The 21,015-nt window shown below is 67.6% G+C and carries 14 protein-coding genes; 11 read left to right on the forward strand and 3 right to left on the reverse strand.

The annotated features are described in order from the left end of the window. The first annotated feature begins 332 nt into the window (after positions 1-332). The gene (locus LC066_RS14380; RefSeq protein WP_224900339.1) at positions 333-1,763 is read left to right on the forward strand and encodes a Glu/Leu/Phe/Val family dehydrogenase; all 1,431 of its coding nucleotides are present in this window, start codon (positions 333-335) and stop codon (positions 1,761-1,763) included. 31 nt (positions 1,764-1,794) lie between these two features. Here LC066_RS14380 and LC066_RS14385 read toward each other — a convergent pair whose 3' ends face one another. Then, the gene (locus LC066_RS14385) at positions 1,795-2,286 is read right to left on the reverse strand and encodes a flavodoxin family protein (protein ID WP_224900343.1); all 492 of its coding nucleotides are present in this window, start codon (positions 2,284-2,286) and stop codon (positions 1,795-1,797) included. Between the two features lie 201 nt (positions 2,287-2,487). Between LC066_RS14385 and LC066_RS14390 the strand changes: the two genes are divergently transcribed. The 9 genes from LC066_RS14390 to LC066_RS14430 all read left to right on the forward strand — a co-directional run bounded on the left by LC066_RS14390 (position 2,488) and on the right by LC066_RS14430 (position 15,285). Further along, the gene (locus LC066_RS14390) at positions 2,488-3,741 is read left to right on the forward strand and encodes a sarcosine oxidase subunit beta family protein (RefSeq protein ID WP_224900346.1); all 1,254 of its coding nucleotides are present in this window, start codon (positions 2,488-2,490) and stop codon (positions 3,739-3,741) included. A gap of 54 nt (positions 3,742-3,795) precedes the next feature. Then, entirely contained in the window at positions 3,796-4,053 is a 258-nt protein-coding gene (locus LC066_RS14395) for a sarcosine oxidase subunit delta (RefSeq protein WP_224900349.1), read from the forward strand. Continuing rightward, complete coding sequence (locus LC066_RS14400) at positions 4,050-6,983, forward strand: sarcosine oxidase subunit alpha family protein (protein ID WP_224900351.1); 2,934 nt, start codon at positions 4,050-4,052, stop codon at positions 6,981-6,983. The genes LC066_RS14395 and LC066_RS14400 overlap by 4 nt, the downstream gene beginning before the upstream one ends. Continuing rightward, positions 6,976-7,530: a sarcosine oxidase subunit gamma gene (locus LC066_RS14405; protein WP_224900353.1), complete on the forward strand. Its 555-nt coding sequence runs from the start codon at positions 6,976-6,978 to the stop codon at positions 7,528-7,530. Before LC066_RS14400 ends, LC066_RS14405 begins: the two co-directional genes overlap by 8 nt. Positions 7,531-7,606: 76 nt before the next feature. Next, positions 7,607-9,598, forward strand: coding sequence for a DNA primase (gene dnaG / locus LC066_RS14410; protein ID WP_224900355.1), 1,992 nt, complete (start codon positions 7,607-7,609; stop codon positions 9,596-9,598). 144 nt (positions 9,599-9,742) lie between these two features. Further along, positions 9,743-11,737: an RNA polymerase sigma factor RpoD gene (rpoD, locus tag LC066_RS14415; RefSeq protein ID WP_224900357.1), complete on the forward strand. Its 1,995-nt coding sequence runs from the start codon at positions 9,743-9,745 to the stop codon at positions 11,735-11,737. A gap of 194 nt (positions 11,738-11,931) precedes the next feature. Further along, positions 11,932-12,420 (forward strand): YbjN domain-containing protein, encoded by a 489-nt coding sequence (locus tag LC066_RS14420; protein ID WP_222478722.1) that lies wholly within the window; start codon positions 11,932-11,934, stop codon positions 12,418-12,420. Positions 12,421-12,611: 191 nt separating this feature from the next. Next, positions 12,612-13,589, forward strand: coding sequence for an ABC transporter substrate-binding protein (locus LC066_RS14425; RefSeq protein WP_224900359.1), 978 nt, complete (start codon positions 12,612-12,614; stop codon positions 13,587-13,589). A gap of 4 nt (positions 13,590-13,593) precedes the next feature. Next, positions 13,594-15,285, forward strand: coding sequence for an ABC transporter permease (locus LC066_RS14430; RefSeq protein ID WP_224900361.1), 1,692 nt, complete (start codon positions 13,594-13,596; stop codon positions 15,283-15,285). Between the two features lie 97 nt (positions 15,286-15,382). Here the strand turns inward: LC066_RS14430 and LC066_RS14435 are convergent, their stop codons facing one another. Next, entirely contained in the window at positions 15,383-17,125 is a 1,743-nt protein-coding gene (locus LC066_RS14435; protein ID WP_224900363.1) for a hydantoinase B/oxoprolinase family protein, read from the reverse strand. A 274-nt stretch (positions 17,126-17,399) separates the two neighbouring features. Next, complete coding sequence (locus tag LC066_RS14440; RefSeq protein ID WP_224900364.1) at positions 17,400-19,451, reverse strand: hydantoinase/oxoprolinase family protein; 2,052 nt, start codon at positions 19,449-19,451, stop codon at positions 17,400-17,402. A gap of 149 nt (positions 19,452-19,600) precedes the next feature. Between LC066_RS14440 and LC066_RS14445 the strand changes: the two genes are divergently transcribed. After that, positions 19,601-21,007, forward strand: a complete 1,407-nt coding sequence (locus LC066_RS14445) for a hypothetical protein (RefSeq protein ID WP_224900367.1) — start codon at positions 19,601-19,603, stop codon at positions 21,005-21,007. Positions 21,008-21,015: the final 8 nt, after the last annotated feature.

A 21,015-nucleotide genomic window follows, 5' to 3' on the forward strand; every position in this document is an offset into this window, starting at 1 on the left:
TCCCTACCCGCGCCTTATGAGCCGGCGCTTTGAGTCCTCATTGTCCTAGGCGCCGAAAACGGCGGAAATTGGGCGGTATTGGGGATCCTCCGGGCCATTCGGGCGCTTTGCTCTTGAGCGTTCCAAGGGGGGAGCGGGTCTGGCGCGTCGCCTTCAACCTGGGCCACGGCCTGGAAAAGTGCCGACCCGTGCCGTGGGGGCGCCGGTTCCGCGCAGGCGAAACCTGCAGCCCGGAGACAGGTTATTAATTGACGGATCATAGTTGGGCGTCAGATTGGTGCCTACCGGGTGGCCGCCTTGCCCCCGGGCACGGCAATCATGGGAGGAGCGTCATGCAACCGATCAAGGAGCCGGGTTTCCGCCGCAGCGTGGACCTGATGTTCAACCGCGCCGTCGCGCTGATGGATCTGCCCCCGGGGCTGGAGGAGAAGATCCGGGTCTGCAACGCGACCTATACCGTGCGCTTCGGCGTGCGCCTGCGCGGCCAGATCCAGACCTTCACCGGGTATCGCTCGGTGCATTCCGAACACATGGAGCCGGTGAAGGGTGGCATCCGCTACGCGCCCAACGTCGACCAGGACGAGGTGGAGGCGCTGGCGGCGCTGATGACCTTCAAATGCGCGCTGGTCGAGGCGCCCTTCGGCGGCTCCAAGGGCGGGCTCTGCATCGATCCGCGCGAGTACGACGAACATGAGCTGGAGCTGATCACCCGCCGCTTCGCCTACGAGCTGATCAAGCGGGACATGATCCACCCGGCCCAGAACGTCCCGGCCCCCGACATGGGCACGGGCGAGCGCGAGATGGCCTGGATGGCCGATCAATACGCCCGGATGAACACCACCGACATCAACTCCAAGGCCTGCGTCACCGGCAAACCGCTGAACGCGGGCGGCATCGCCGGTCGGGTCGAGGCGACGGGGCGGGGCGTGCAATATGCCCTGCGCGAGTTCTTCCGCGAACCGCTGGACGTGCAGCGCGCGGGCCTCGCCGGGTCTCTGGACGGCAAGCGGGTGATCGTCCAGGGGCTGGGCAACGTGGGCTACCACGCGGCGCATTTCCTGCAGGACGAGGACGGCGCGAAGATCATCGCGGTGATCGAGCGTGACGGCGCGCTCTATTCCGAGGACGGGCTGGACGTGCGCGCGGTGCATGACTGGATCGGCACCCACGGCGGCGTCGCCGGGTTCCCCCATGCGCAGTACGTCGAGGATGGCGCCAGCCTGCTGGAGGAGGACTGTGACATCCTGATCCCCGCCGCGCTGGAAGGGGTCATCAACCTGTCCAACGCCGAACGGATCCGGGCCAAGCTGATCATCGAGGCGGCCAACGGCCCCATCACCTTCGGTGCCGATGAGGTGCTTCGGCAGAAGGGCACCGTGATCATCCCTGATCTCTACGCCAATGCCGGCGGTGTCACCGTGTCCTACTTCGAATGGGTGAAGAACCTCAGCCATATCCGTTTCGGCCGGATGCAGCGGCGCCAGGAAGAGGCGCGGCACCAGCTGGTCGTGGATGAGCTGGAGCGGCTGTCGGCCGACACCGGCATCGGCTGGCAGCTGTCGCCCGGTTTCAAGGAGAAATACCTGAAGGGTGCGGGGGAACTGGAGCTGGTGCGCTCGGGCCTCGACGACACGATGCGCGGGTCGTTCCAATCCATGCGGGAGCTGTGGCACGAGCGGTCGGACGTGGAAGATCTGCGCACGGCGGGCTTCCTGGTGTCGATCAACCGGGTTGCGGCGGCCTATCGCGCCAAGGGCCTGTGATCCGCGCGGGCGTCGTTCAGGCGGGTGGCGCTCAGGCGGACTGGCGGTAGCGGACCACGCATTGGTCCAGGAAATGTTCCACCGGGCCTTTCCAGGCGCCGCTGGTCAGCTCCTGCCGGCCCACGTGCAATACGGCGACGGGCTTGCGCCCGGTCAGGGCGGTCAGATCCTCGACCGCCTCGGCCGGGTAGTCGCTGCTGTCGGAGGTCAGCACGAAGGCCACGCGCTCGGGCAGGTCGGGTCGGGTCTCCAGCCATTGCCGCAGGGGGCGCGCGCCGCGTCCCTGCCAGACCGGCGCGCCGAGGATCAGCAGGTCGCTGCGGTCCCAGGGCTGGTCGGGCACGTCGACGGTCAGGGCGCCGGAGAAAAGGGCAAACAGCCCCGATTTCATCCGTGACCAGACGCCGTCCTCGCCGGCACTCGCCTCGATCTCATGCAGTTGCGCACCCAGATCCCAGGCTAGCTCTTCCCCGATCTTCAGGGTGGCCCCGTCGTCACAGTAAAGCAGAATACGGCACGTCATCCGAACATCCCCCAGCCCGTTGCAGGAAGTGTGTCAACGGCATGACGGCTTGTCACCTCTGCGCTTTCCGCAGTGCAGAAAAGAGATGCGTTTGGGCGCCGGAGTGGCGGAAATTGACGAAAATTTCAGCAATCTGATGCTGCGGATTGCGCCCGCGCCCCGAAGCGGCTTAGCTCGACCCGACGTAAGAAGGAGCGAGAGATGCGGTTTTCCGGGCTGCGTGTCCTGAAGGAGGGACTCACCGGCAATCGGGGGTGGGGGCCGCACTGGCGCGATCCCGCGCCGAAACCGGCCTATGACATCGTGATCATCGGCGGTGGCGGCCACGGTCTGGCGACGGCCTTCTACCTGGCCAAGGAACACGGGCTGCGCAATGTCGCGGTGCTGGAGAAGGGCTATCTCGGCGGCGGCAATGTCGGGCGCAACACCACCATCGTGCGCGCCAACTACTTCCTGCCCGGCAATTCAGAGTTCTACTCGCATTCCCTGAAGCTCTGGGAAGGGCTGGAGCAGGAGCTGAACTACAACGTGATGCATTCGCAGCGCGGCATCATCAACCTGTTCCATTCCGACGGGCAACGCGATGCGGCGGCGCGGCGTGGAAATGCGATGATCAACCAGGGCGACGACGCGGAACTGCTGGACCGCGACGGCGTGCGGCGTCTGCTTCCCTACCTCGATTACGACCAGGGACGGTTCCCGATCTACGGCGGACTCTACCACCGGCGCGGCGGCACGGCGCGGCATGATGCGGTGGCCTGGGGCTTTGCCCGCGGGGCGTCAGACCGGGGTGTCGACCTGATCCAGAACTGCGAGGTGACGGGGATCGACGTCGAAGGCGGGCAGGTGACCGGCGTGCAGACCTCGCGCGGGGCGATCCGGGCGCGCAAGGTGGCGATCGTCACCGCCGGGCGCTCGGGCCAGGTGGCGGCCATGGCCGGGATGCGTCTGCCGATCGAGAGCCATATCCTGCAGGCCTTTGTCACCGAGGGGCTGAAGCCCGTACTCGACAACGTGGTGACCTTCGGCATGGGGCATTTCTACATCAGCCAGTCGGACAAGGGCGGGCTGGTCTTCGGCGGCGACCTGGACATGTACCCGTCCTATGCGCAGCGCGGCAACCTGCCCACGGCGGAGCATGTGATGGAGGCCGGAATGGCCCTGATGCCGATGATCGGCAAGGCGCGGGTGCTGCGCAGCTGGGGCGGAATCATGGACATGACCCCCGACGGATCGCCGATCATCGACCGCACCGATATCGGCGGGCTCTACCTTGATTGCGGCTGGTGCTACGGCGGGTTCAAGGCGGTGCCGGGCTCCGGCTACGCGCTGGCGCATCTGCTGGCCACCGACCGCCCGCATGACAGCGCCACGGGCTTCCGCCTGGACCGGTTCCGCGACGGCGTGGGCCTGATGGACGAAGAGGGCACCGGTGCGCAACACAACACCCACTGACATGACGCTGAACGACACGACACCCCCGGCGAACCGGGGCAAGAGGAGCGCGGCATGCGACTGACCTGTCCCCTGTGCGGCGAACGCGACCTGCGGGAATTCACCTATCGCGGCGCGGCCCTGACCCGCCCCGAGGGGGAGACCTGGGGCGACGACTGGCACGACTACATCCACCTGCGCGACAACCCGGCGGGCGAGAACCGCGAATACTGGGCCCATTCGACGGGCTGCGCGGCGGTGCTGCTGGTGACCCGCGATACCCGCACCCATGAGGTGCTGGGCAGCGCACTGGCCAAGGGGGGCGGGGCATGAGGCTTTCCACCGGCGGGCAGATCGACCGCTCGCGCCCGCTCGACTTCAGTTTCGACGGCGTGACCTACTCGGGCTACCACGGCGACACCCTGGCCTCGGCCCTGATGGCGAACGGGCTGAAGGTCGTGGGGCGCAGTTTCAAGTACCACCGCCCGCGCGGCATCTTCAGTGCGGGCAGCGAGGAACCCAATGCCCTGGTGACCCTGGGCGCCGGGGCGCGGGCTGAACCCAACGTGCGCGCCACCATGCAGGAGCTGTTCGCGGGCCTTGAGGCGCGCAGCCAGAACCGCTGGCCCTCGCTGGACTGGGACGTGATGGAGGTGAACGACCTTGTCGCCGACTTCCTCGGTGCGGGGTTCTACTACAAGACCTTCATGTGGCCGAAGGCCTTCTGGGAAAAGCTGTACGAGCCCGTGATCCGCCGCGCCGCCGGGCTGGGCGCCCTGTCGGGGCAGGCCGACCCGGATGCCAACGAAAAGGCCTTCGCCCATTGCGATCTGCTGGTGATCGGCGCGGGGCCCGCCGGGCTGATGGCTGCGTTGCAGGCGGGTGAGGCCGGGGTTGACGTGATCCTGTGCGACGAGGACCGGACCCCGGGCGGTAGCCTTCTGTCCTCCACCGAGGATGTGGACGGCATGGCCGCGCCCGACTGGGCGACCGAGGCCGTGGCCCGGCTAGCGGCGATGCCCAACGTGCGGATCATGACGCGGACCACCGTCACCGGCGTCTACGACGGCGGCACCTATGGGGCGCTGGAACGGGTGGGGCGGCATCTGCAGCATCGCCCCGGTCCGCTACCCGTCGACTGCTTCTGGCGGATCGTCGCGAAACGCGCCGTGCTGGCCGCCGGGGCGCTGGAGCGTCCGGTGGCCTTCCAGGACAACGACCGGCCCGGCGTCATGCTGTCCAGCGCCGTGCGCGCTTACGTGAACCGCTATGCCGTGGCGCCGGGCAGTTCGGTCACCGTCTTTGGCAACAATGACGACGCGCACCGTACCGCCCGCGACCTGCTGGCGGCAGGCGTTCATGTGGCCGGCCTGATCGACGCGCGGCACGAGGCGACGACGGACCTCGATCTGCCGTTCTACCCCGGCGCCGTGGTCAGCCGCGTGACCGGGCGCATGGGGCTGGAAACGGTGTCGCTGCGCACCCACAAGGGCGAGGTGAAGCTGCAAAGCGATTGCCTGTCGGTCTCGGGTGGCTGGAACCCCTCGCTGCACCTGACGTGTCACCTGAACGGTCGACCGGTGTGGGATGAGGGCATCGCCTCCTTCCTACCCGCGCCCGAAGGCATGCCGGGGCTGATCCCGGCGGGCGGGGCGGCAGGCCTCTTCCCGACCTGGGAGGCACTGGAGTCGGGCCGCGCGGCGGCCGCCCGCGCGCTGGAAGAAATGGGACAAACGGTGCCTCACCAGAAGGTGCCGGAGGCCGAGGGCGCGCCCTACAAGGTGAAGGCCCTGTGGCATGTGCCGGGCAAGGGCCGCGCTTGGCTGGACCTGGCCAATGACGTGACGGTCAAGGATGTGCGCGGCGCGGCAGCCGAGAACTTCCGCTCGGTCGAGCACATGAAGCGGTACACCACGCAGGGCATGGCGCCGGATCAGGGCAAGACCTCGAACCTGTCGGCCATGGCGGTGCTGGGCGATGCGACGGGCCGCGATGTGGCCCAGACCGGCATCACCACCTATCGCCCGCCTTACGTGCCGGTGCCAATCGCCGCCATGGGCGCGGGAGGCAAGGGCAGGGGATTTGCCCCGGAGCGGCTGACCACCAGCCATGGCCGCAGCCTGGCGATGAACGCACCGATGATCGAGGCGGGCCTGTGGTACCGCCCCAGCTACTTCCCCCGGACGGGCGAAAAGACCTGGCGGCAAAGCTGTGACCGCGAGGTGGGCATGGTGCGTCAAGCGGTGGGCATCGCCGATGTGTCGACCCTGGGCAAGATCGACATCCAAGGGCGCGACGCGGGCGCCTTCCTCGACTTCGTCTACGCCAACACCTTCTCCACGCTGAAGGAGGGGCGGGTGCGCTATGGCCTGATGCTGCGCGAGGACGGGCATGTCATGGACGATGGCACCACCGCGCGGCTGGGACCGCAGCATTACCTGATGACCACCACCACCGCGGCGGCGGGCGAGGTGATGGGCCACCTGGAATTCGCCGCTCAGGTGCTGCGCCCGGACTGGGACGTGCGCCTGATCTCGGTGACCGAGCAATGGGCGCAGTTCGCCGTCGCCGGGCCGCAGTCCCGCGCCCTGCTGGAGGACGTGCTGGGCCGCGATCTGGGGGGCGACGTGCTGCCCTTCATGGGCTGGATCCCGGTCACTATTGGCGGCGTGGAAGGGCGGCTTTTCCGCATCTCCTTCTCGGGCGAGCTGGCCTATGAACTGGCGGTGCCCGCGCGCTACGGCGAAAGCCTGTTCACCCAGCTGGTCAAGCAGGCCGAGGCCCGGGGCGGCGGCGCCTACGGGATGGAGGCGCTGAACGTGCTGCGGATCGAGAAGGGCCTGCTGACCCATGCCGAGCTGCACGGGCGCACCACGGCCTTCGACCTTGGGCTGGAGCGGATGATGTCGCGCAAGAAGGCCTTCATCGGCCAGGCGGGGGCGTCGCGTCCCGGGCTGTTGGCCGAAGACCGCGAACGGCTGGTCGGCCTGCGCCCTGTCGGCGCGGTGCAGATGATCCCGGCCGGCGCCTTCCTCTTCACCGAAGGCGAGGAGGCGGTGCGCGAGAACGCCCAGGGCTATGTCACCTCCACCGCCTTTTCGCCGACGCTGGGGCATACCGTGGCGCTTGGCTTCCTGAAATCCGGCCCCGACCGGATCGGAGAGCGGATCCGCATGGTGGATCACCTGCGCGGCGTCGTAACGCTGTGCGAGGTCTGCGAGCCCTGTTTCCTGGACCCGGAAGGGGAGAGACCCCGTGCCTGAGCTGACCCTGATCGCCCAAAATGCCCTGCCGCAGGGCGTCGTGACCACTCTGGCCGGCACCCGGGTCGAGGTGCTGCCGATGCGCCGCCTGTCGGCGCTGATGCCTGGCCCCGATGCCGGCCCCCTGGCCGAGGCGCTGATGGCGCAGCATGGGCTGGGCCTGCCTGCGCCCGGCTCGGTCGAACATGCGGAGCAGGCGGAATGCCTGTGGTTCGGCATCGGGCAGTACCTGCTGATCGGCCCGGCCCCCGCGCCTGACCTGGCGGAGGCCGCCACCCTGACGGATCAATCCGACGCCTGGGCCTCGGTCCTGCTGGAGGGGCCGCGCGCGCGCCACGTGCTGGCGCGGCTTTGCCCGCTGGACCTGCGCGCGCGGGCCTTCGCACCGGGCGCCACGGCCCGGACCGAGCTGGCCCACATGGGCGCCTCGGTCACCCGCACCGGCCCGGACGGCTTTCGTGTGATGGTCTTCCGCTCCATGGCGGAGACGCTGCTGCATGAGCTGCGCGCGGCGCTGGAGGCGGTCGCGGCACGCGGCATGGTCTGAGCAACGGACGCGCGCGGCGCGGTGATGTCCCTCGGGGCATCTGGACTCCGCCGCGCGCAGAGACGATATTCCGGCCATGAAGCTGGACCCTTCTTTCCTCGACGAACTTCGCAACCGCATCTCCCTGACCCAGGTGGTCGGGCGCAAGGTGCTGTGGGACAATCGGAAATCCATTCCGTCCAAGGGGGATATGTGGGCGCCGTGCCCCTTCCACCACGAAAAGACCGCCTCGTTCCACGTCGATGATCGCAAGGGATTCTACTACTGCTTCGGCTGCCACGAAAAAGGCGACGCCATCTCCTTCGTGCGCAAGACCGAGAACGTGGAGTTCATGGAGGCGATCGAGATCCTCGCCCGCGAGGCCGGCATGCCGCTGCCCGAACGCGATCCGCAGGCGGCGAAGAAGGCCGAGAAGCGCGCCTCGCTGACCGACGTGATGGAAGAGGCGGTGAAGTTCTTCGCGATGTCGCTGCGCGGCGGGGGCGGGCGAGACGCCTCTGCCTACCTGACGAAACGGGGCCTCGACGAGGCCGCGCGCGGGCGCTGGAACCTCGGCTTTGCGCCGGATGCCTGGCAGGGCCTGTGGGATCACCTGATCGGCAAAGGTGTGAAACCCGACGATATTCTGGCCTGTGGCCTGGCCAAGCCGTCGAACAAGGGCGGCAAGCCCTATGACACTTTCCGCAACCGCATCATGTTCCCGATCCGCGACACGCGTGGCCGCTGCATTGCCTTTGGTGGGCGCGCGATGGATCCCAACGACAACGCGAAATACCTGAACTCGCCGGAAACCGTGCTCTTCGACAAGGGGCGTACCCTTTATAACCATGCGCCTGCGCGCGAGGCCGTGGGCAAGGGCCAGCCGCTGATCGTGGCAGAGGGATACATGGACGTGATCGCCCTGTCGGAGGCGGGGTTCGGCGGCGCGGTGGCGCCCCTGGGCACGGCGGTGACCGAGCATCAGCTGGACATGCTGTGGCGCATCGCGCCCGAGCCGCTGATCGCGCTGGACGGCGACACGGCGGGCCTTCGGGCGGCGCGCAAGGTGATGGACCTGGCCCTGCCGAAGCTGAACGTCGGCCATTCCGTGCGCTTTGCCCTGATGCCCGAGGGGCAGGACCCCGACGAGGTGCTGAAGGCCAAGGGGCGCGAGGGGATGCAGGCGTTGCTGGACAGCGCCCTGCCGCTGGTGGATCTGCTGTGGAGCCGCGAGACCGAGGGCAAGACCTTCGACAGTCCCGACCGGCGTGCGGCGCTGGACCGCGCGCTGCGCAATGCCACCGCCCAGATCCCGGACGAAGGGCTGCGCTATCACTACGACCAGGCGCTGCGCGAAAGAACCCGCGAGCTGTTCCGCCCGGCCCGCTTCTCCGGCAAGGGCAGCGGTGGCGGTGGGTTCAGCCCGGCGCGCGGCAAGGGGGGCTTCGGCCGCAACGCCCGGTTCCAGCCGGCGGTGCCCATGCCCAGCACCAAGGCCAGCCTGCTGGCCGGGCAGGACATCGATGCGACGGAATACCTGCGCGAGGCGGTGATCCTGGCCTCTCTCTGCGTTACCCCCGGGGTGGCGGATGAGTTCGAGGGGCAGCTTCTGAGAATGGATTGCCGGGATGAGACCCATGCCCGGCTCCGCGACCTGATTCTGGCCCATGCCGGGGAAGGGGCGGAAAATCTTTCCGAAAAACTGACCGAGGCGCTCGGTGCGCCGGCCCTTGACGAATTGCTCGGGCGGACCCATGTGGCCCTCTGTCCGCCGGTACGTCACCCCGGCGACGAGGAGCAGGCCCGGATGACACTGGGCGAGGAATTCGCCAAGCTCCAGGCCGTGCGGGCCCTCAGGGACGAGGTTGAAGAGGCCACGCAGGATATTGAAACGATGGAGGATGAAGCGGTGACTTGGCGCCTGGGCGATGCTGCCCGCACCAGCCAGTCGGCGCTTCGCGGCCTGCAGGAGGACACGGCCGAATACGACGTGGGAGACAACGGGGCCCCGATCAATCGGGATGAACGCAGCGCCTTGGATGCGCTGATGCAGACGATTCGCTTCGACAAGCCCCGCCGCAACGGCTGAACCAGGGGCGAATCAGGTGAAATGACAGGGACCCTCAAGAAAAACAGGGTAAACGGGTGTGCGAATCGGTGAAAGCAGGTATTGATTCGGTTCAATCGAATCACAGCAGCTGCACCGCCGCATCCAGTGCGCAGGAGTACCGCCATGGCCGCCAAGGATAACGACGACAACCAGATGGAAGAGCAGGAGGCGGAAGTCTCCCTCGACATGAGCCAGGCGCAGGTGAAGAAGATGATCGCGGAAGCCCGCGAGAAAGGCTTCATCACCTATGATCAGCTGAACCAGGTTCTTCCGCCCGATCAGGTTTCGTCCGAACAGATCGAAGATGTCATGTCCATGCTCTCCGAGATGGGCATCAACATCATCGAGGACGAAGAGGCCGAGGACGAGGAGCAGAAGACCACCGCCGTCACCACGACGCAGCAGAACCGTGAGGTCGCGCTCGGCTCCACTGGCCAGGAGAAACTGGACCGGACCGATGACCCCGTGCGGATGTACCTGCGCGAGATGGGCTCGGTCGAGCTGCTGTCGCGCGAGGGCGAGATCGCCATCGCCAAGCGGATCGAGGCCGGCCGCAACACGATGATCGCGGGCCTCTGCGAGAGCCCGCTGACCTTCCAGGCGATCACCATCTGGCGCGACGAACTTCTGTCCGAAGACATTCTGCTGCGCGATGTGATCGACCTCGAAACGACCTTCGGCGACCAGCTGGGTGACGAGGACGGCGTGGCCGAACCGGTGGTCAATCCGGCGACGGTGGGGGATACCTCCGCCTCGCAGCCGAAGAAGGAAGACAGCGGTCCCGAGCTGGATGCTGACGGCAACCCGATTGCCAAGGACGACGACGACGACGAGGACGATCAGGGCAACATGTCCCTGGCCGCGATGGAAGCCGCGCTGAAGCCGCGCGTGCTGGAAACGCTGGACCGCATCGCCCACGACTTCGAGATCCTGTCGGAGATCCAGGACAAGCGGATCAGCGCGACCCTGAACGAGGATGGCTCCTTCTCCGACAACGACGAGAAGACCTACCAGAAGCTGCGGTCGGAAATTGTTCTGCTGGTCAACGAGCTGCACCTGCACAACAACCGTATCGAGGCGCTGATCGACCAGCTTTACGGGATCAACCGCCGCATCATGTCCATCGACAGCGCCATGGTGAAGCTGGCCGACCAGGCTCGCATCAACCGCAAGGAATTCGTCGATGAATACCGCGGCCACGAGCTTGATCCCAACTGGATGGAGCGCATGGCCCAGAAGCCGGGTCGCGGCTGGCAGATGTTCATCGAACGCTCCTCCGACAAGGTCGAGGATCTGCGCAACGACATGGCGCAGGTCGGCACCTACGTGGGCCTGGACATCAGCGAATTCCGCCGCATCGTCCAGCAGGTCCAGAAGGGTGAGAAAGAGGCCCGCGCGGCCAAGAAGGAGATGGTCGAGGCGAACCTGCGCCTGGTGATCTCCATCGCCAAGAAGTACACGAACCGTGGCCTGCAATTCCTTGATCTCATTCAGGAAGGCAACATCGGCCTGATGAAGGCCGTGGACAAGTTCGAGTATCGCCGCGGCTACAAGTTCTCGACCTACGCGACCTGGTGGATCCGTCAGGCGATCACCCGGTCCATCGCCGACCAGGCCCGCACGATCCGTATCCCGGTCCACATGATCGAGACGATCAACAAGCTGGTCCGCACGGGCCGCCAGATGCTGCACGAGATCGGCCGCGAGCCGACCCCGGAGGAACTGGCCGAGAAGTTGCAGATGCCGCTGGAGAAGGTCCGCAAGGTGATGAAGATCGCCAAGGAGCCGATCTCCCTCGAAACGCCGATCGGCGACGAGGAAGACAGCCAGTTGGGCGATTTCATCGAGGACAAGAACGCGATCCTGCCGCTGGACAGCGCCATTCAGGAAAACCTGAAGGAAACCACCACCCGCGTTCTGGCGTCGCTCACCCCGCGCGAGGAACGGGTTCTGCGGATGCGTTTCGGCATCGGCATGAACACCGACCACACGCTGGAAGAGGTGGGGCAGCAGTTTTCCGTGACCCGCGAACGGATCCGTCAGATCGAGGCGAAGGCGCTGCGCAAGCTGAAGCACCCGAGCCGCTCGCGCAAGCTGCGCTCTTTCCTGGACCAGTAAGCGCCCGACGGTGGCCTGAAAACAGAGACCCCCGCGCCCTTGGCGCGGGGGTTTTTCGTTGCGGGGCATGGAGGGGGGCATCGGCGGAGAAATGTGAAACCTGCTGTCATGTGCCCGGGGCGGCGAATTGCGCGGTTGCGCCGTTCGGCCTGAGGGGGCATCAGGTCGGGGCTGATTTTACGACAGGAGTTCTCATGAAACCGTTTGCCGCCGCGCTGGCCTGCCTGGCCATTACTGCCGCGCCCGCCTTTGCCCAGACCGACATGGCCCAGACCGACATGATCTCGGCCACCAACCCCGACGCTGTTGCCGCCGCGCTGCAGGAGATGGGGTATCGCGCCGAAATGGACACCGACGGCATCGGCGATCCGCTGATCCGCTCGGCGGCCGAGGGTGTGAACTACCGCATCTACTTCTTCGGCTGCAGCGACAACGCCGATTGCGATTCCCTGATGTTCTCCGCCGGGTTCGACCTGACCAACGGCATGGGCGTCACCGCGATCAACGACTGGAACTCCGACGCGGTCATCACCCGGGGCTACCTCGACGACGAGGATGATCCCTATCTGGAGATGTACCTGCTGACCGGACGCGGCGACGGCATTCCCGCCGACGTTTTTGAGGCCGCTGTCGGTGAATGGAACCAGTCGCTGGCCCGCTTCCAGGACACCATCGACTGGTAATCGCGGACCCGCGAATGACCTGACGACAGGGCGCGCCGGCGAGATCGGCGCGCCCTTTTCCTTGGCACCGTATCAGGCCGGGGCAGGGGAGGGCGGCGCTGACCGGAAATCGCACGTCTACCTACAAGAAACCGTCATATCCGGCTGCTAGGCCGCGACCACACTCGTGATCCTGCATTCCGGAGACAGACATGAAACGCGCCCTCCCGCTCGCCGCTGCCCTGACCCTGACCGCCACCGCCGCCTGGGCCGATGTCAGCGGCAAGCTGGTCCTCTACACCAGCCAGCCCAATGCCGACGCCCAGCAGACGGTCGATGCCTTCATGGCCGAATACCCCGAGGTCGAGGTGGAGTGGTTCCGCGACGGCACGACCAAGGTCATGGCCAAGCTGCGGGCTGAGTTCGAGGCCGGCCAGCCGCAGCCCGACGTCCTGCTGATCGCCGACAGTGTGACCATGGAGGGTCTGAAGGCCGAGGATCGCCTGATGGCCTACCCCGAGGCCGACACCGCCGCCTACGAGGCCGGCGTGATGGACCCGGAAGGCTACTGGTTTGCCACCAAGCTGATCACCACCGGGATCATGTACAACACGAACGCACCGATGGTGCCCACCTCCTACAACGACCTGCTGTCGGAGGAGGCGAAGAACAAGCTGGCGATGCCCTCGCCGCTGACCTCGGGCGCGGCCACAATCCACATGGCCGCGCTGACCGCCAACCCCGACCTGGGCTGGGACTTCTATGAAGGTCTGGCCGATCAGGGCGCCAACCCGCAGGGCGGCAACGGCGGCACCTACAAGGCGATCGCCGGCGGTGAGAAACTCTATGGGTTCGTGGTCGATTTCCTGCCGATCCGCGAAGCCGTGAAGGGCGCGCCGGTGGCCTTCGTCTTCCCCGAGGAAGGTGTGTCGGCGGTCAGCGAACCGGCCGCGATCCTGTCCACCGCGCAGAACCCCGATGCGGCCAAGGCCTTCATCGACTTCGTGATCTCTGAACAGGGGCAACAGCTGGCCGCGGACATGGGCTATCTGCCCGCGCACCCGGCCGTGCCCGCCCCCGAAGGTTTCCCGGCGCGCGACCAGATCAAGCTGATGGCATTCGATCCGGCCCGCGCCCTGGCCGAGGACGAGGAGAACAAGATGCGCTTCATGGATATCTTCGGCGGTTGATCCCTTGCTGAAACGACTATCGCGCGGCGAGCCCCTGGCGCTCGCCGCGCTTTGCCTTTTCGCCCTGGGGCTGCTGGTCATGCCCCTGGGCCTGTTGTTCCGGGTGGGACTGGCCGAGGGGACGGGTGCGCTGCTCGACGCCCTGGGCGGGCGGTCGGTGCGCGCGGCGCTGTGGCATTCGCTGGAAAGTGCCGCGGTTTCGGGGACAGGGGCGCTGGTGATCGGCACGGTGATGGCGCTGGTCATCGGCCTCAGCGACCTGCGCGCCAAGGGGCTCTTCGTCTTCGTCCTGTTGCTGCCGATGATGATCCCGCCTCATGTGACCGCCATTGCCTGGGTGCAGGCGCTCGGTCCTGCCTCCCCCGTCCTGCAGGCGCTGCACCTGGCGCCCGAGATGGGGGCAACCCATCCGCTCTATTCCCCCGGCGGCGTCTGGCTGCTGCTGACGCTGCAACATGCGCCGCTGGTCTTCCTTGTGGTGCTGGCCGCCCTGCGCGCCCTGCCGCGCGAGATGTCGGAGGCCGCGCGCATTTCCGGCGCCCGACCCGCGCGCCTCCTGCGTCGGGTTCTGTTGCCGCTGCTGGCGCCCTCGCTGCTGGCGGGCTTCGCGCTGGCCTTCGTCTCAGCGCTCGGCAACTTCGGCATCCCGGCCCTGCTGGGGATTCCGGCGCGCTATGTCACCCTGCCGGTGTTGATCTGGCGGCGGCTGTCCAGCTTTGGCCCCTCGGTGCTGCGCGATGTGGCGGTGATCTCGCTGATGCTGGCGGCGGTGGCGGTGGCTGCGATCTGGCTGCAATCCCGGCTGCAACGGCGGGCGCGGTCGCAGGTGATCGGCCCGGCCCAGGCGCCACTGCGCATCGCGCTTGGTCGCTGGCGCGCCCCGGTGACGGCCGCGATGGCGCTCTACGCTCTGGCCACATTGGTCCTGCCGCTGGCCTCGCTGCTGGCGACGGCGCTGGTGCCGACCTATGGGGTGCGCCTCAACCTCGACACGCTGACCTGGGCCAATTTCACCGAGGTGCTGGTCCGCCAGAGCGTGACCCTGCGCGCCTTCCTCAACTCCACCCTGGCCGCCGGGCTGGCGGCGCTGGTGCTGGCGGCGCTGTCCTGCCTGCTGGCCTTCTTCCTCAGCGCCCGGGCCCGCCCTCCACGCCGGATCGCCGGCGGCATCGCCACCCTGGCCGAGATCAGCTACGCGATCCCGGGGCTCGTCATCTCCATCGCCTTCATCCTGGCCTTCCTGCGGCCGCTGCCGCTGACGCAGCTGTCGCTCTACAATACCCTGTGGATCATCGTTCTGGCCTATCTGACGGCCTTCTTCTCCGTCGCGCTGAAGCCGGTGGCGGCGGCCTACGGGCAGCTGGACCCGTCGCTGGACGACGCGGCACGGGTGTCGGGGGCGGGGTTCGGGCGCCGGATGGGGCGGATCTACCTGCCGTTGGTCGCCCCGGCGGCAGCCTCCGGCGCGATCCTGGTCTTTCTGACCGCCTACAACGAGGTGACGGTGTCGGCCCTGCTGTGGTCGACGGGCCATGAGACGATCGGCACCACGATCTTCAACTACGAGGATGGCGGCTATACCGTGCTGGCCGCCGCCATGGCCAGCGTGACCGTGGCGGCCACGCTGGGCCTGATGCTGATGTTGGATCTGGCCGGGCGCCGCCTGCCGCCGGGCGTGGTGCCCTGGCGGATGTAGGGGCAGCGGGGACGGTCCGGGGGCCAGCCCCCGGACCCCCGGAGTATTTCCGGCTGTCGGATGAGGGCGGGGCCGGCCCCTTGGTTGACCCGGTGATTTAGCGTGCGGTGGCGCTGCGCAGGGCTTCGGTCGCGGCCATGTCGGCGGTTTGGCCCGTCAGGACCACCCCGAACATCTCGCGCGCCTGCTCCGCGGTGTAGCGACCCAGGCGCACGTCCTCGGCCACAGCCTCGGCGGGGCGGGTCATCGGATCGCCATAGCCGCCGCCACCGGGGGTGCGCACGTGCACGACGTCGCCCGGGGCCAGGGGGATGTCCTGCTCCTTCGACAGATGCGAGGGGATATGCACCGCGCCGTCGCGGATCACCCGCACCTTGTTCACCGCCCCGTCGGCGCCGCCAAGCGCGCCCTGCGGCCCGGTGCGTCCGTGGTCCATGACGAAGCTGGCGGTGGCCAGCCCCCGCCGCAGCTCCACCGCGTAGTCGAGGCCGAAGCCGCCGCGGTGGAAGCCCGCACCGCCGGAGCCCTCGTGCAGGGCATAGTGGTGGTAGAGGACCGGGAACTGCGCCTCCATGATCTCCACCGGGGGGGCCTTGGAGATGCCGATGGTGGAACAGCCGTTCGACAGGCCATCGTGGTCGGCATTGCCGCCGTAGCCGCCGCCGGAAATCTGGTACATGACGAAATCGCGCCCCTTCTCGGGGTCGTGCCCGCCCAGGGCGAAGTTGCCCGAAGACCCGGCGGGAGATGCCGTCACGCGGTCGGGCAGGGCGGGAGCGAGGGCGGCAAAGACCGCCTCGGCGATCCGCTGGCTGACCTCGGCCGCGCAGCCCGAGACCGGGCGCGGGTAATGGGCGTCGAGGAAGGTGCCCTCGTAGCCGGTGACGTGCAGCGGCTCGAAGGCCCCGGCGGAGATCGGCACCTCGGGGAAGATATGGCGCATGGCCAGGTAGACCGAGCTGAGGGTCGTGGCCAGGACCGAGTTCATCGGTCCCGTACAGGGCGCCGAGGACCCGGTGAAGTCGAAGCTGAGCCGGTCGCCCTCGCGGGTCACCGCCAGGCGAATCTCCAGCGGTTCGTCCACCACGCCGTCGCTGTCGATCCAGGCGGAGGCACAATGGGTGCCCTCGGGGATCTCCTCCACATAGCGGGTCATCTGGGCGCTGGCGCGGGCACGCAGCTCGGTAATGGCCTGGGCCACCACGTCGTCGCCGTAGCGGTCCAGAAGCTCATTCAGCCGTTCCTCGCCCACCTTAAGTGCCGCAGCCTGGGCCTGGACGTCGCCGATGCGCTGGTCGGCCACGCGGATGTTGGAACAGATGATCTGATAGATCTCGCGATCCAGCACCCCTTCCTTGAACAGGCGCACCGGCGGCAGGCGCAGGCCTTCCTGTTCCACGGAAGTGGCGGAGGCGGAGAAGCCGCCGGGCACTGCACCCCCGGTGTCGGGCCAGTGGCCGGTGTTGGAAAGCCAGCAGAAGATTTCGCCGTTGCGGTAGTAGGGCCGGGCGAAGCGCACATCCATCAGGTGGGTGCCGCCCAGGTAGGGGTCGTTGACGATGTAGATGTCGTCGGGATTCGGTTCCGCCACCAGCCCTTCGGCGATGCCTTCGATCAAGACGCGGGTGGAATACTGCATCGTGCCGACGAAGACCGGCAGGCCCATGTTGCCCTGGGCGATCAGCGACCCGTCCTCGGCCGAGTAGATCCCGTCGGAACGGTCGTTCGCCTCGGCGATCACCGGGGAGAAGGCGGCGCGGGAGAAGGACAGGTCCATCTCGTCGCAGACCTGTTGCAGGCCTGCCTGGATGACGGAGAGGGTGATCGGGTCGATGGTCATCGGGTCACCTCGGATGCGATAGAAGGAGCGGAATTGTCAGCGCGATATGCCGAGGCCGGTGCCCGGTCGCGGGTGGGCGCATCGCGCCCGCCCATGGGGGTGAGCCCCGTCTGGGAAACGTTCTGGGAAAGCGTTTCAGGGGCGAACGGGCGGAGCCCAGTCGTCGGTCGCAGGCCGGGCTGTTGGCTCGGCCGGAAACTGGGCGGACGTCCTGCACAGGACAGCCCTGCGCAGGGCTGTCCCGGGCGCCGGAAGGGGCGGGGGGCGCAATGGGTCATTCGGCGCCCCGGATCTGGATCAGTATGTTGCCGATGGCATCGGTGGTCACGCGGTCGCCCGGGGGCACGAGAATGGTCGTGTCCATCTGTTCGAGGATCGCCGGGCCGTCGAAGGCGGCGTCGGCAGGCAACAGGTCGCGGCGATAGAGGGGCGTTTCATACGTTTCGCCGTCGAAGATCACCGGGCGGGTGGCGCGCAAGGCCTCGTCCAGCGTGGCCTTGCGGTGTTCGGCCGGGATAAGGCGGGCCGGATCCAGCGAGTTGCGCGTGCCGATGACCGAGGTATTGGCATTGACCACCGCCGCGCGGATCGTGTCGAGCCGCACGTGGAAGCGTTTCCAGTAGACCTCCTCGAAGGCGGCCTGCAGGGCCTCGCGGCTGATGACCGGCCCCTCCAGTTCCACCCGCAGCAGGTGGGTCTGGCCGATGAACTGCATGTCCAGCGAATGCAGCACGCGGATCTCGGTGATCTCGACCTTTTCACGGGCGATCAGGGCGCGGCCCTCTTCGGCCTGGGCGGTCAGCGTGTCGGCCAGGGCGCCCATGTCCAGCGTGTCTAGCGGCTGGCCCACGGTATTGGTGAAATCATGGCGCAGGTCGGCGACAAGGCAGCCAAGCGCGTTGGTGATGCCCGGCCGCGCGGGGGTCAACACGCGGGGCACCCCCAACTCGCGCGCCAGCGAGGCGGCGTGCAGCGGTCCGGCGCCGCCAAAGGCGAAGAGGGCGAAGTCACGCGGATCGGCGCCGAGAGAGACGGAAACCATGCGGATGGCACCCGCCATCTTCACGTTGGCCAGCTGGATCACGGCTTCGGCGGCCTGTTCGGGCGTCAGGCCCAGCGGGTCGCCCAGCTTCTTTGCAAAGATGTCGCGGACGGTTTGCAAAGTCACTCCGCCCTCAACCGACTTCAGCCGTGCGGGGTCGAGCCGTCCGAGCAGCAGGTTGGCATCCGAAATCGTGGGGTCCGTGCCGCCCCGGCCATAGCAGATCGGGCCGGGGGTGGCGCCGGCCGATTCTGGTCCGACCTCCAACAGGCCCGCCGCATTGACCCGCGCGATGGAGCCGCCGCCGGCACCCACGGTGCGCACGTCGACCATCGGCACGTGGATCGGCATGGCATATTCCACCTCGATCTCGTTTGAGACAGCGGGTTGCGCATTGCGGATCAGCGCCACGTCGGTCGATGTGCCGCCCATGTCGTAGGTCAGCAGGTCCGGGATGCCGGCGGCACGCCCGGTGAACGCCGCGGCCATGACGCCAGAGGCCGGGCCGGACATGACGGTGCGCGCGGCCTCTTCGGCCACGCGGCGGGCCGAGACCATGCCGCCGTTACCGTTCATCACCAGCAGTTCCCCGGCGTAGCCGCCGCTTTCCAGCGAGCCGGCCAGATTCTGCACGTAGCGGTCGAGGATCGGCTGGACCGAGGCATTGACCGCCGCGGTCACGCCACGTTCGTATTCGCGGCTTTCCGACAGCAGGGCATGGCCGAGGGTGACGTAAGGATTGGGCCAGATCTCCTTCAGGATCTCGCCCGCGCGGATCTCGTGCTCCGGGTTTCGGTAGGCATGCAGGAAATGGACGACGACGGCGGTGCAGCCCAGATCCAGCAGGGCTTGGGCGGCGTCGCGCAGGGCGTTTTCGTCCAGGGGGGTCACGACGCGACCTTCGGCATCCATCCGTTCGGGCACCTCAAGGCGCAGGTCGCGCGGGATCAGCGGCTTGAAATCACCTTTCATCCCATAGGCCTGGGGGCGGGTGCGGCGGCCCAGCTCCAGTACGTCGCGGAAGCCCTGGGTGGTGATGATGCCGGTGCGGGCCAGCTTGCGTTCCAGCACGGCATTGGTCGTGGTGGTGGTGCCATGGACGATCAGCGCGGTGCTCGGCAGGGAGGCCTCGGCCTCTGCCACCGCGTTCATCACGCCGCGCGACTGGTCATCCAGCGTCGAGGGCACCTTGGCTATGCGTACCTCGCCCGTGGCCGGGTCCATCAGCACCAGATCGGTGAAGGTGCCGCCCACGTCGCAGCCGATGACCTGTCCGCTTTCCATGTCCTGTCTCCGTCGTTGGCCCGCGCCGCCGGATCGGGCTGTTAGATACATTTGTGTGCAAATGAATTTCCGATGCGCCGCGTGATGTCAATTCCTCTTTGCATCCGCGGCCGGGGAAGTTCTGACTTGCATGAGGAGGTGCCCGGAGCATGATCACGACACGGACAACCGGCGGGGCGGGGGAGCCATTGCAAAGACAGCTTGGACAGATTGTGGCGCTGGTGGCGGCGCTGCTGATGCCGGGGCAGGCGCTGGCACATGCCTCCGAAGGGGGCTTCGTGCTGCTCCTGCCGACGGATGCATATATCGCGGGCGGCGTGGCCTCGGTGCTGGCCACCGTCGTGCTGATCGCGCTGATCCCCGAGGGCGCGGCGCGGCGGCTGTTCCGCACGCGGGACCTTGGCCGGGCTGGGCCGCCGCGCGGCGTTGAGGTGACCTCGGCGCTGTCGGCGCTGCTGCTGCTCTGGGCGATCAGCCAGGGGTTCGCGGGGCCGCAGGATCCGGTGAAGAACCCCCTGCCGCTGCTGGTCTGGACCGGCTTCTGGCTGTTCCTCGTGGCGGGTTGCGGGGTCTTCGGTGACCTCTGGCGCTGGCTCAGCCCGTTTCGCGCGACCCTCGGCCTGATGCGCCTTTTCGGGCTGCGTCCCTTGCTGCGCTATCCCGCCCGCTGGGGATATTGGCCGGCGGGCCTGAGCTATCTGGCCTTTGCCGGGGTGCTGATGGTCCATATCGCGCCCACCGATCCCGACCGGCTGGCCTGGATGGTGCTGGCCTACTGGGGTGTCACGGCCCTTGGCTCTGCGCTGTTCGGGGCGCGCTGGCTGCTGCGCGGCGAGGGGCTGGGCGTGCTGATGCATCTTTATGCACAGCTGGCCCCGCTGCGGCGGCGGGGTGGGCGCTGGCGCCTGGGCCTGCCCGGATGGGACCTGGATCAGCGCCGCGCCCCATCGGTCAGCCTGGCGATCTTCATGCTGATGTCGCTGGCGCTTGGCTCCTTCGACGGGCTGAACGAGACCTTCCGCTGGTTTGGCTGGATCGGGATGAACCCGCTGGAATTCACCGGACGCAGTGCCGTGGTCGGGGCCAACCTGACGGGGCTGATCCTGTGCGGTCCGCTGTTGGTCCTGCTCTACGCGGCCTCGGTCAAGGCGGGGCTGATCCTGGTGGAGGCCGGCGGCTTCGGCGCCAGTTTCCGCGTGCTGGCCCCGGCGATCCTGCCGATCGCCTTCGGCTACCACGCGGCTCACTACCTGCCGGCGGCCCTGGTGGAGGGGCAGTACCTTTGGAACATGGTCGCGCATCATCTGGGCCTGCGCGAAGTCACTGTCAGCACGGGGTTTTTCAATCGGCAGGCCTCTGTCCGGGTGATCTGGCTCAGCCAGGCGGCGGCGGTGGTGCTGGGCCATGTCCTGGCGATCGTGATGAGCCACGTGGCCGCCTTGCGTCTGCACGGCAGCCATGGCCGCGCAGCGCTGAGCCAGGCGCCATTGGCGCTGTTCATGATATTCTATACGCTGTTCGGGCTATGGCTTCTGGCCTCGCCCCGGGGGGCGTGAGGATGCGG

Origin of the sequence: Pseudooceanicola marinus (assembly GCF_020177265.1) — a bacterium.
Classification (GTDB): domain Bacteria; phylum Pseudomonadota; class Alphaproteobacteria; order Rhodobacterales; family Rhodobacteraceae; genus Pseudooceanicola; species Pseudooceanicola marinus_A.